This is a genomic window from Phyllobacterium sp. GQ127 (assembly GCF_059758635.1).
In genome coordinates this window covers 876,471-888,285 of sequence record NZ_JCAXDZ010000001.1, presented here as the reverse complement: position 1 = coordinate 888,285, position 11,815 = coordinate 876,471, and the positions used below count along the sequence as shown (strand labels likewise).

Here is an 11,815-nt window from a genome sequence, read left to right as displayed (position 1 = left end):
CTGCAGGTTGTATTTTTTAATACGATCATGAGGAGGATGAATGAGTTCTGGGAATCGAGTAAACCAAGTCGTTGCGGCATCGATTTTTGCTGCGCTTGGGTTCAGCGCTCCAGCGGTTGCCGCTGTGGCGAACGGCAATCTTGGAGTGCAGATTCAGATAACGGCGGAATGCCGTGTCGTCTCAGCCAGCACGCTGGACTTCGGCTCTCACGGTCTTCTCGTAGCAAATGTTGATTCGAGCAGCGTCCTCACGGTTCAATGCACCAATGGCACACCTTATACAGTCGGGCTCGGCCTTGGCGCGGGTTCAGGTGCTACATTGGCATCACGCAAAATGACGGGTCCAGCCGGAGCAACCGTTAATTACTCGCTTTATAAGGATGCGGCCTATACCACGCTCTGGGGCAATGCGGTGCCGGCAGATCTGGTTTCAGGTACGGGGAATGGTGCGAGCCAAGCCATAACGGTCTATGGCCGTGTGACGGCTCAAACGACACCGGCCATCGGAACATACACCGATACAGTCGCGATCGAAGTTACCTACTGACCTTTTCACAAAGGAGAACAAAGTGCGATCCATGCTTTACAGCATTGGCGTCATGAGCCTCTGTGTGCTTTTTTCTGGCCCACTCCATGCCGCTTCACTGCGTGTTTCCCCGACAAACATTGATTTGGTTGCGCCGGGCAGCGCGGGTGTATTGACGCTCACCAATGAGGCCAAACGGCCTATCAATGTGCAGATACGTATTTTCCGCTGGACACAGGCCAATGGCGTGGAGCGGCTTGAGCCGACGAATGATGTTGTGGTCAGTCCGCCTTCAACAAAACTCACCGGCGGCAAGGACTATGCTGTTCGTGTTGTCCGCGTTTCGAAACAGCCTGTTGCCGCAGAGGAAAGCTACAGGGTTGTTGTTGATGAACTGCCCGACCCATCGCGCAAGCAAGGGGGCACGGTGACTTTGGTGGTGCGATATTCGATCCCGGTATTCTTCAGAGGCCAGGATGCGTCTCCGCCGAAGGTCGCATGGGGTGTTGCAAAAACAAAAGGATCGCTGATGCTGACCGCCCGAAATACGGGTGATACGCGACTTCGATTGGCCGAAGTGCAATTGTCACAAGGCGGACGTGTCCTTGGCACGCGCGGGGGGCTCGTTGGATATGTCCTTGGCGGCGCCAGCATGCAATGGCCCATTGGCGCAAGCAAATCAATCTCATCCGGTCGGGTAGCGCTTAAGGCTCTCAGCGACGCCGGACCTGTCAATGCAGATGTTGCGATCAGCGGCCGCTAAACTCGGCGGCATCCTTTGCATAAGTCTGTGCATGGTATCAATTGGACAGTCTCAACAACCAGAAGTTGATCCTGTTGACTTGTCTGTGTCCCCGAGCGGGGAAGCGCAGGATCTACATCTTGAAGTCTACATCAATGATGAACCGACGGGGTTGATCGGTAGCTTCAGACAATTGCCCGATGGTGATTTGTCAGCACAACCCGAGGAATTGCGGGAGGTTGGTCTGAAGCCGATGGACAATGCGCGGGATCAGGATGGATCAATTCGAATCAATCGTCTCGCCAATGTCGAATTTCGTGTCGAGGTCGAAACACAGCGCCTCTATATCTACACTGACAATGGAGCGCGATCCGCCAAAATTATCGATGCCAATCCACGGCCTGAAAGGGACACCCCAAAACCTCAATCGGGCTATGGCGCTGTTCTGAATTATTCTCTGTTTGCCAGCACAGATGATTTGATGTCGAGTAATGTAAAACCGTTTCAAGGCGTGTCAGGCGGGTTTGATGCTCGGTTCTTCAGTCCCTATGGGACGCTCAGCCAGTCATTCACCGCAAACTTATCGCAAGGAGAACTGGAAGGAGTTCGGCGGTTAAACACCACGTGGAGCTTTTCTGATCCTGAACGGCTCATTACTTACCGTGCGGGTGACTTTATTTCCGGCGGATTGCCATGGACACGCCCCGTTTTCCTTGGCGGCATGCAGATTCAGCGTAATTTTACCCTGCGCTCAGATTTGGTAACGCTGCCGGTGCCGATACTTTCAGGAACCGCCGCGGTGCCTTCCACATTGGAAGTCTATACGCAGAACGTTCGAACCTATAGTGGCGACGTGGCTTCCGGTCCTTTTGAGGTCACCAATTTCCCGGTCTTTTCCGGACAAGGCGAGGCGCAGATTGTGTTGCGGGACACCTTGGGGCGAGAGACACGTACAACCGTACCATTCTATTCGTCGAGCTCGCTGCTCCGCAAAGGATTATGGGATTTTTCAGCCGATGTGGGCGTGGCACGGCGTAACTTTGGCACAGAATCGAACGATTACGATGATGATGTCATGGGCGCTCTTACCACGCGTTACGGCTTGACCAACTGGCTGACGTTGGAAGGCCATCTTGAAGGGGGGGCCGATCTGGTGAATGGCGGACTAGGCGTTGCGTTTCCGCTGGGTGCATATGGTGTCACCTCATTGGCAGCTGCCGGCAGCCACCACGACGGCGATACGGGATTGTTGCTCAACGGCTCAATCGAAATGACCTATAAGAACAGGTACACGATCTATGGCCGCGTCCAGCACACATTCGGAAACTACGACGATATTGCTTCGGTGACGGCGAGCGACCAGCTCAATTATATTTACGGCGTTTCCGGACTGCCTGCTATCAGCACACGGGTGCCGAAATCACTGGTGCAAGCCACGCTTTCAATGCCTGGACCGTTTGAAGGCAGCAGTATGAACTTTTCTTATACACAGCAAACGCTGGAATCCCGAGATAAGAGTACTATTGTCAGTGTCTCCTACAACCAGCAGCTCTTCAAGAGCAGCTCGTTTTTTGCCACTGCTTTCACCGATCTGGAGGATAGCGGCAGTTTCGGTATTTTCGCCGGGCTGACCATTCCGTTTGACAATAATATCTCCGTTTCGACCGGCTACGAACAAACAAATGATGGCCCATCAGGATTTGCCGAGATTGCCAAGTCGGAGCAGCGCGTAGAAGGCGGTTATGGCTGGCGTTTGCGCACGAGAGAGGGCGAAACACCAGATCGCTATGCCTCTGCCAGCTATCGTGGCAGGCATGCTCGCGTTGAAGGCAGCGTACAGCAATATGATGACAATGTGCGCGCCACGGCTCAGATCGAAGGCGCGATTGCAGTTGCCGGTGGCGGCGTATTTGCCACCAACCGCATTGATGATGCTTTTGCGGTGGTCGATGCGGGCGCGCCTGGCGTCGATGTCAGCTATGAGAATCGCCCGGTCGGCCGGACCAATGGACGGGGCAGAATATTGGTGCCTGACCTTCGGGCTTATGAGCCCAACACGCTTGCTATTGATCCTGCGAATTTGCCCGTCGATGCCAGTATAGGCTCGACGCGCGACATTGTGGTTCCCGCCGATCGCAGCGGCGTTGTGGTGAACTTCAACGTGGCGCAGACCACGGCCTCAGCGCTTGTCAGCCTGATGGACGCAGCTGGCAAGCCGCTGGATGCCGGATTGAGCGGGCGGGTCGGCGATGCGGGAGAGGAATTCGTCGTCGGCTATGATGGCGAGGCCTATATTTCAGGTCTGGAAGCGAAAAACAGCGTTTCTGTCCAACTTGCCGACGGCAGCACCTGCACTGCCAGATTTGCCTATCAAGCTGCGCGCGGGACACAGGTCAAAATAAAGAATGTGGTGTGCCAATGAAGATTTTCGTTTTGAGAATGCTATTTGTCTTCGGCTTGGGACTGGCTCCGGCTTCCGCACTGGCGCAGTCCTGTACATTCACCACCACGGCCATGACATTTTCCGGATCGCCTTTGCAAGGCGGTGCGATCGATGCCACTGCAACCCTCACATCAACCTGTACGGCCGTGCTGGGTTTGTTTCGAGAAGTTTTGGTCTGCCCAAATATTAATGCCGGAACGGGTGGCACGGATGCTTCCGGTGCCCGCACAATGACAGGGCCAACTGCATTGCAGTTCCAGCTCTATCAGGACTCAGCGCGACAAGTTGTTTGGGGTTCGTATAATTGGGCATTCGCCACCAGACCGCCTGCCATCCTGGTCGGTATTTTTCCGATCTTGGGCACTGGCACCACTACGACGACGATCTATGGACGAATATTGCCCAACCAGACGACAACACCACCCGGCGCTTACAGTTCTGTGTTTTCCGGGGCGCAAACGCCATTCCGATATCGGTTTGATGATGGCAACGGATGCGGAAGTGGTGCAGGAACAACTGCAGCGACAAGCTTTACCGCCAGCCTGAATGTTGCCAAGGATTGCCTGGTCTCTGCCACTAATGTCAATTTTGGCTCACGGGGTATTTTGAGCTCGAACGTTGATGCAACCGGCGCAGTGAACGTAACCTGTTCAGCAACAACGCCTTACTCCGTCTCTCTAGGAAATGGTTTGAATGGCACTGCTCCGACCGCGCGGCGCATGAGGAAGGGCGTGGGGACAGAATATGTAACTTACGGGCTTTATCGCGATGTAAACCGACTTTTGCCGTGGGGTGAGACTATTCCTACCAATACGGTCGCCGGTACCGGAAATGGCTTGGCACAAAACATCCCCGTTTATGCAACGGTTCCACCACAGAACACGCCATCACCGGGGACTTATACAGATACGGTGGTTATTACTGTAACCTATTGAGCAGTAGGAGCCTTGAAAAAGCAAAAGGCCGGGAGCTACCCGACCTTCCTAAACTTATCTCAACATCAGTGCCAGTACATCCGTGGTCAAAAATGGAAATAAGCTATTCGCTATACATAACCATTACCCTCTCATTGCGACAGAATAATGACATTCTCCAAGAAACTTGAGCGCGTACGCAGTACAAATCGCGCTTGAGACCAAGGTGGACGATCAAGGTAAAGACAGGGTTAATGGAAATCAGAAAGTGGTCTGGTTTGCGAGCAACTTGCCGATAATTTTCCCCGCGGCAGCCGGGAGATCCTCGGCGATAAGGCCAAAGCCGAGATGATGGGCGGCCGCACCATGAATGAAGACTGCGGCACAGGCTGCCTCAAAGGCTGGCATGCCTTGCGCCATCAAGCCCGCAGTCAGGCCAGCAAGCACGTCGCCTGAACCTGCCGTGGCCAAAAGCGGCGTGCCATTTGTGTTGATTGCAGCGCGACCGTCAGGCGATGCAATAATTGTGTCGGCTCCCTTATAGATGACAATTGCACAAGCGAGTTTTGCCGCAGCACGGGCACGCTCGACCTTGGACGGCATGCTGGTTTCCGTTAGCTCTGGAAAGAGGCGCTTGAACTCGCCTTCATGCGGTGTCAGCACCAGTCTGATGGCACCGGGTCCAGCTGCAGAATTAAACAGTGTTTCGCGCTCATCCTTGAACGATGTGATCACGTCTGCATCGAAGACGACACCGGCCTTGGTTTCGCTGAGAAGAGCCAGTGCAAATTCCCGGGCTTTCCGCCCTACACCGAAAGCTGGCCCGAGTACAAACGCCGCAACTTTGCGGGTTTCCGTGAAAGTTGCGAGATCGCGCCGGTTCTCGCATTTTTGCAGCATAATCGATGTGAGGTGCGCGGCATTGGCCGCAAGCGCTTCTTCTGGTGCGAGCAATGTGACGGCACCAGCTCCACTGCGTGCCGCTGCCAAGGCCGACAACCGCGCGGCGCCCGTCGACGTGGCACCGCCGGAAAAAACGGCGACATGACCACGGGCATATTTATGGGTGTTTTCTTCCAGAACCGGCAGCCGCGCTTTCCATAAGGCGGGCGTGTTTTCAAAACACTGAGGCCTGATGGCGGTCAAAACATTATCGGCGATACCGATATCAGCGACAATAACTTCTCCAGACAGAGTGCGTCCGGGATAAAGCAGATGGGCGGGTTTCTTGCGGAAGAACGTGATCGTCGTGTCTGCCTGAAAAGCCGTACCAAGAACCTGACCGGTCAACCCGTCCAACCCTGAGGGTATGTCGATGGCAACGCGATGGCAGGTGGAGCCGTTTGCAGTGCTGATGGCAGTGGCGGCCGGGCCGCTCACCGCGCGATTGAGGCCCGCGCCGAAGAGGGCATCGACAATCACGCCAGAAGGTGCGGATTTGAAATCGGCAATGTCCTGCACTTTGATCGGACAATGCTTCGCAGCTTGCGCGGCATCGGTTCCGTTCTTTGGCTCGCCATGCGTCCAAAGGTTTACCGAGGCACCGCTCGCGCCGAGAATGCTGGCCACGACATAGCCGTCGCCGCCATTGTTGCCCGGCCCGCAAAGAATATGAAACGCGCTGGCATCGCCATGATGGCGCAGGAGATGGCGTGCAACAGCGTTGCCGGCATTGAGCATCAGGTGATAGCCGTCATGAATACCGGCCTTGATCGTCGATTGATCGGCGTGGGCCATTTCGGCGGGAGTTAAAATCTCATTTGCCATGTCGCGCGCGTTTCCTGCCGTTGTCATTCGAGCTTAATCGCTAAATTTTTATGGTGAAAGACTTTGCCGTGACAATGCATCCAAACTGCGCGTCGCGCGTTAGTGATCTATCACGCCAGGAGTAAATCATGACAACAAGTATCAAAGAACACATGGAAGTCATCGGTGCCGATGGGATTCACGTTGGAACGGTGGACCGCGTAGAGGGTGGCCGCATTAAACTGACCAAGAAAGACAGCGGTGAGGGCTCCCATAAAGGCCATCATCACTATATTTCAACAGCACTCGTAGCGGAGGTCGAAGGCGACAAGGTACGTCTTTCCGCAAATTCCGATGTTGCGGTCATGTTCGAAGAAGAGGCTTCGGACGACAGGTAAGCCAGAAACCGACTGTATTTTTCGCAAGGAGAATCGCTTTGGGTGATCCACCGCAAATTCCTGATCCGGGTCCGGATACGAACCGGCCTGTTGATCCGGTGCCTGGTCCGCGTCCGGATGAAACACCGCCGCTACCGAATCCGCTGCCCGGCGAAATTCCGATAGAAGAACCGCCACCGCCGGAGCAATTGCCGGATGAGTTGCCTTTGCCCAATCCGGACGAAGTACGCGAGCCGCCTCAGCACGTATGAAGAAAAAGCAAAACGGTCGCTCAATGAGCGACCGTTGCATTTGTGCTGAGCGGATCAACCTTTCGAAGGCATGTTCTTGTCATGATGTCTTTGGCCATGGTGCTTCTTGTGGCCATGGCGCATTTCGCTTTTGTCAATTTTCCCGTCTTCATTGCGATCCATGAGGGCGAAGCGTTTGGCCTTCTGCTTTTCGACTTCGGCAATCGTAACCACGCCGTCGCCATTTACATCAAGGCGCTTGGTCATGCGCTGAGCTTGCCGCTCAACCAGACGTTTCATCGCCATGGCTTCAATTTCCTGTTTGGAAAGGGTGCCGTCCTTATCGGTGTCTGCTTCCTTCAGGCGATCAATATTGGTAAATTCTGCCTGATCTAAGGCGCCGTCGTCGTTCGCATCGAGCCGGGCATTTCTCTTATGTTCATGGCCCGGAGTTTTAGTCGCTTCTTTGGCCACGGGAGGCTGGTCGGGTGTTTGCGTCTGGGCAAACGCGCCGCCGAGAGCAAAGACCGTCAAAAAGGTTCCGGACAAAGCGAGAGCGATAATTCGTTTCATTTTTTCTCTCCTGTAGCGCGAGCGGATTGTCCGCTCCGTGTACAGACCGTAGCGTTGCCAAAATGAACGGGAGATGATCGGCGAATTAATATTTTGTAATGCAAAGGCTGCGGCACAGCGGAAATAATAAAGACGGCCACGTTACTTCGCGGCGGCAGGAGAGACGTCAATCAGCCCGCCCGACCCTATCCTCAATTTGATAGCAGTCGCGCCTTGCCCTTGCGGGCAGATGGCTTGTGACAGATTTCAAAGGGAATTGATATCGTAATCTCAGGCTATTTAAGCGGCCAAAACAGCATCAGAGCAGGAACGGCGGTCAGCACGATGATCAGCGACAGGGGCAAGCCAAGCTTGGGGTAATCGTTGAACTTATAGCCGCCTGGGCCCATGACCAGCGTATTGCACTGATGCCCGATAGGGGTGAGAAAATCGCACCCGGCACCAATTGCCACCGCCATTAAAAAAGCCTCTGGCCGGAAGCCAAGGCCGGTTGCAAAGCTTGTCGCAATGGGAGCCATGACCAGCACCGTCGCCGCATTATTGAGAAATGGCGTCACGGCCATTGCGGCAATAAGGATCAGCGCCAATGCCGCGAAGGGCGGTAATTGATGAGCGATCTGCGTGAGGAAATGTCCGATCAAATCTGTGCCGCCGGTGGTTCTCAAAGCGTCGCTGACGGGAATTAGCGCTGCGAGCATAACGAGGATCGGTCCGTCAATTGCCGTATATAAATCACGCAGCGGTATGGCCTTGAACAAGACCATGGCCACTGCTGCCGCAAAGAAGGCTATAGATACGGGCAGGAGGCTAAAAGCCGTAACGCCAATAGCTGCCAGCAGAATGAGCAGCGGCACCAGCCCGCGGCGCACGCTACCCAGCAATATGGTTCGCTTTGCCAGGGGAAGGCAGCCGAATTCACGCAGCAGATTGGGAAGCACGCTATCGCGGCCTTGAAGCACAATGACATCTCCTAGTTGAAATCTGACTTCGCCCAAGCGATCCTTGATCCTTTCACCCTGCCTGCTGATGGCAAGAAGATTGACATCATAGCGATCAAACAAGGCCAGTTCCCGCGCCGAAACACCAATCAATGGCGACGTGTCTCCCACGACGGCTTCGATGGAATCGATTTCGGCCAAACCGCCCGACTCCGAATGGGATCGGTCGCGCGATAGCTGGAGCTTTCCGCTCGTGACGATAGCGTGGAGGGCTTTCGGATCTCCCTGCAAGATGAGTACGTCTTCCTGGGCAAGCTTTGTATCGGGCAGGGGGGTAACGCGCCGCCCGCCGCGAATGATGGAGGTGACGATCGCCCCACCTTCGGCTGGCTTTACAACATCCGTCATGCTTTTGCCTATGACGGTCGATTCCTTGGAAACGGTTGCTTCCGACACATAATTCAATATTTCAATTGCCTCTTCGGCTGAAACATCTTCGCGGGTTCGCGTTGGTACTAACCAATAAAACAAAACCAGATAGACTATACCGACCGCAGCAAGCGTTGCTCCGACGGGCGTAAAATCAAACATGGTAAAGCTTTCGCCAACCATTTCGGCACGGATGCGCGAGACCACAATATTTGGCGATGTGCCGATCTGGGTCATCAAGCCGCCAAGCAGTGCACCAAATGACATAGGCATCAGAAATACCGAAGGCGATACGTTGGAGCGGCGGGCAAACTGGAAGGCGATAGGAATCATGATTGCCAGAGCGCCGATATTTTTAACAAAAGCCGCCAGAATGGTGACGACAATCACGAGAATGGCAAGCTGCGCCCGGACCGATGACAGGCTTGGCACAAAGCGCTGAACCGCCGCTTCCATGAGTCCGGACCGTGCTACCCCCGCGCTGACCACCAATGCGCTGCCAACAATAATCACAATCTCGTCGCTGAAGCCGCGAAACGCATCTTTATAAGGCACGACACCGACAAGCACAGCCACAAGCAGCGAACACATTGCCACGACGTCATAGCGGAAACGTCCCGATATGAAGGCAGCCATCATGAGAGCGATGACCGAAAAGGACAGGATTTGTTGAGTGGTCATAAGGGTCTCGTTTTGTACCGAATTCGCGATAAGGCAAATTTGTTCCGCCTCAGCTCGGAAAACGGGAAAAATCGTTCTGCATTCGTAGGAGAACTAAAAGCGTGATTCCCTGGCGGAGTAAAACAGTGTCTGACAAGTTTGAACAATGCGCCGTGTATCGCACCCATGCAGGACCACAAACTGCATCTGAGCGACAGCCACGCAAAGTTGGGCACGCGCACCAGCTAAGCGTTATTTCGACGGAGGTATCGGGGCAGAAAGACTGTCGGTTTGAGATTGAACCGGGGAAACATCGTCTTTGGAAAGGAGGGCCACAGCGCCTAAAAGGCAAAATAAACCGATAAGAACGGCAGTTACAATACACTGATGTCTCATTAAACAGTCCCGTATGCGAAGGAAATATAAGCTAACCAATTTTTTTGACCATAATCGGGCCATTTAAAAAAAGCGACATTCGAATATCTTATTAAACAGATTTGATCGCTATACATATAGTTTAAAAGTAATTCTAAAATATTCCATGCGATGAACGATTCTAGTCTTGCGAAACCTTGCTGATGCGTTCTTGACTATAGCGGTGAGGGGATAACGGGCGCTTGCGCCCGTTATCCCCTTTTCATTAATCCATCTGGACGTTGGCGTCTTTAACGACCGGCGTCCATTTGGTGATCTCAGCCTTGACGTGGGCGGCCAGTTCTTCTGGAGTGGAGCCAACGATATCGGCGCTGAATTCCTTCATTTTACCGACCACGACAGGGTCCTTCATGGCCTCTACAGCTGCCTTGTTTAAGGTTGCGACCACTTCCGGTGGTGTTCCGGCCGGAGCAAACAGAGCATTCCAGCTATAGGTTTCATAGCCGGGGATTGTCTCGGCAATGGTTGGTACATCGGGGAAGGAAGCTGCTCGCTTAGTCGTTGTCACGCCGAGCGCCCGTAGAGTGCCACCCTTCATATGGGAAGAAGAAGAAGGAAGATTGTCAAACATGATCGGCACCTGATTGCCAACCACGTCGTTCAGAGCGGGGCCAGCACCTTTATACGGAATGTGCTGCAGGGAGACACCGGCCATTTTCTTGAACAACTCTCCGGAAAGATGCAGCGGCGTTCCGTTGCCCGAAGAGGCATAGCTGTACTTATCCGGATTGGCCTTCAAGAGGTCGACCAGTTCCTTGACATTCTTTACAGGCAGCTCCGGATTGACGACCAGGACATTCGGCACGATGACCAGCAGCGAAATCGGCGTGAAGTCCTTTTCAGCATCATATGGCTTGGTTTTCAGGATGAGCGGATTGAGCGCGTGCGTTGCAACCGTTCCCATAAGGATCGTATAGCCATCCGGATCAGCGCGAACCACATTGCCTGTACCGAGGCTGCCGCCAGCGCCGCCGACATTCTGAACCACGATCTGCTGCCCAAGTATGTCGGACATTTTATTGGCGATCACGCGTCCGACCACGTCGGTCGACCCGCCGGCTGCGAAAGGAATCACCAATGTTACGGGGCGATCGGGGAAGGCCTGTGCCTGGGCGGAGCCTCCAAGAGCTGTTGCTGCCAGCAGTGAAAGGCCGAGGGCGAGACTAGCACGCCGGGTGATCGCAGATAGTGACATTCATTTTCCTCCCTGATGTCGCTTAGGTGATGAGGTTAGTAAAGCACGCGAAGCTGCCTGACGGAAGCACGTTAGGTCGAATGTTCGATTGGAGGCGCAGCATTGTTGAATCAAGTAACGCAATCAGCATTTTCCTGGCGTCGTCATTTGCCGCACGGGCCGCTGATGCCACGACACAATCAGGTGTCTTACTCAAAATCCGAATCGTCGATAGGAGCCTTGCGTCCCGGGACCATAGCCCCGGTCGTCAACTCATTGCCAAGTTCACGATCAGCGGCAAGGGAAGCAATTTCCTCCGGATCGCGTAATCCTTGCGCAAAAAGCGTCATGACGATTCTGGCTAGCCTGCTTGCATCGGGATGAAGCCGGCGATCCCGGCCAAGAATAGTGGAGGCTGTTTCATGAGCGCGGTCCATAATGTCCCACTCATGCGGCGTGAATTGCGTTTCTTTGCGTGATCCGAATGGCATCGACCTCTCTCAGAGCGGAGCTTAAGATGACACAAGCTTATATTGGTTTTTCTCTATGTCCACGTGATTATGAGGTGGTTTTCCTGCGGCAGAGCGCCAGAAAAGCAAAAGGCTTA

The 11,815-nt window shown here is 54.0% G+C and carries 11 protein-coding genes; 6 read left to right on the top strand and 5 right to left on the bottom strand.

Annotation, left to right across the window (positions count from 1 at the left end):
- Positions 1–40: 40 nt before the first annotated feature.
- From AC6CHM_RS04645 to AC6CHM_RS04630, 4 genes are read left to right on the top strand one after another with little or no spacing between them, the layout of a single operon-like run.
- Positions 41–547, top strand: coding sequence for a Csu type fimbrial protein (locus tag AC6CHM_RS04645; RefSeq protein WP_115052834.1), 507 nt, complete (start codon positions 41–43; stop codon positions 545–547).
- Positions 548–569: 22 nt separating this feature from the next.
- Complete coding sequence (locus AC6CHM_RS04640; RefSeq protein ID WP_115052835.1) at positions 570–1,289, top strand: fimbrial biogenesis chaperone; 720 nt, start codon at positions 570–572, stop codon at positions 1,287–1,289.
- A complete protein-coding gene (locus AC6CHM_RS04635; RefSeq protein ID WP_498172204.1) occupies positions 1,261–3,690 on the top strand; it encodes a fimbria/pilus outer membrane usher protein in 2,430 nt (809 codons plus the stop codon). Before AC6CHM_RS04640 ends, AC6CHM_RS04635 begins: the two co-directional genes overlap by 29 nt.
- Positions 3,687–4,646 (top strand): Csu type fimbrial protein, encoded by a 960-nt coding sequence (locus AC6CHM_RS04630; protein ID WP_498172202.1) that lies wholly within the window; start codon positions 3,687–3,689, stop codon positions 4,644–4,646. Before AC6CHM_RS04635 ends, AC6CHM_RS04630 begins: the two co-directional genes overlap by 4 nt.
- A 240-nt stretch (positions 4,647–4,886) precedes the next feature.
- On the opposite strand, the gene AC6CHM_RS04625 is transcribed toward AC6CHM_RS04630, so the two are convergent.
- Positions 4,887–6,392 carry an NAD(P)H-hydrate dehydratase gene (locus tag AC6CHM_RS04625; protein WP_498172200.1) on the bottom strand — a complete coding sequence of 502 codons (1,506 nt, stop codon included), beginning with the start codon at positions 6,390–6,392 and terminating at the stop codon, positions 4,887–4,889.
- 128 nt (positions 6,393–6,520) lie between these two features.
- Between AC6CHM_RS04625 and AC6CHM_RS04620 the strand changes: the two genes are divergently transcribed.
- The gene (locus AC6CHM_RS04620) at positions 6,521–6,769 is read left to right on the top strand and encodes a DUF2171 domain-containing protein (protein ID WP_115052837.1); all 249 of its coding nucleotides are present in this window, start codon (positions 6,521–6,523) and stop codon (positions 6,767–6,769) included.
- Between the two features lie 38 nt (positions 6,770–6,807).
- Positions 6,808–7,020 carry a hypothetical protein gene (locus AC6CHM_RS04615; protein ID WP_115052838.1) on the top strand — a complete coding sequence of 71 codons (213 nt, stop codon included), beginning with the start codon at positions 6,808–6,810 and terminating at the stop codon, positions 7,018–7,020.
- 54 nt (positions 7,021–7,074) lie between these two features.
- On the opposite strand, the gene AC6CHM_RS04610 is transcribed toward AC6CHM_RS04615, so the two are convergent.
- The 4 genes from AC6CHM_RS04610 to AC6CHM_RS04595 form a co-directional block, all read right to left on the bottom strand.
- Complete coding sequence (locus AC6CHM_RS04610) at positions 7,075–7,572, bottom strand: EF-hand domain-containing protein (protein WP_336439999.1); 498 nt, start codon at positions 7,570–7,572, stop codon at positions 7,075–7,077.
- A 275-nt stretch (positions 7,573–7,847) separates the two neighbouring features.
- Complete coding sequence (locus AC6CHM_RS04605) at positions 7,848–9,620, bottom strand: SLC13 family permease (RefSeq protein WP_498172198.1); 1,773 nt, start codon at positions 9,618–9,620, stop codon at positions 7,848–7,850.
- Between the two features lie 619 nt (positions 9,621–10,239).
- Positions 10,240–11,229, bottom strand: coding sequence for a Bug family tripartite tricarboxylate transporter substrate binding protein (locus AC6CHM_RS04600; RefSeq protein WP_115052841.1), 990 nt, complete (start codon positions 11,227–11,229; stop codon positions 10,240–10,242).
- A gap of 188 nt (positions 11,230–11,417) precedes the next feature.
- Positions 11,418–11,699, bottom strand: a complete 282-nt coding sequence (locus AC6CHM_RS04595) for a hypothetical protein (RefSeq protein ID WP_337354673.1) — start codon at positions 11,697–11,699, stop codon at positions 11,418–11,420.
- Positions 11,700–11,815: the final 116 nt, after the last annotated feature.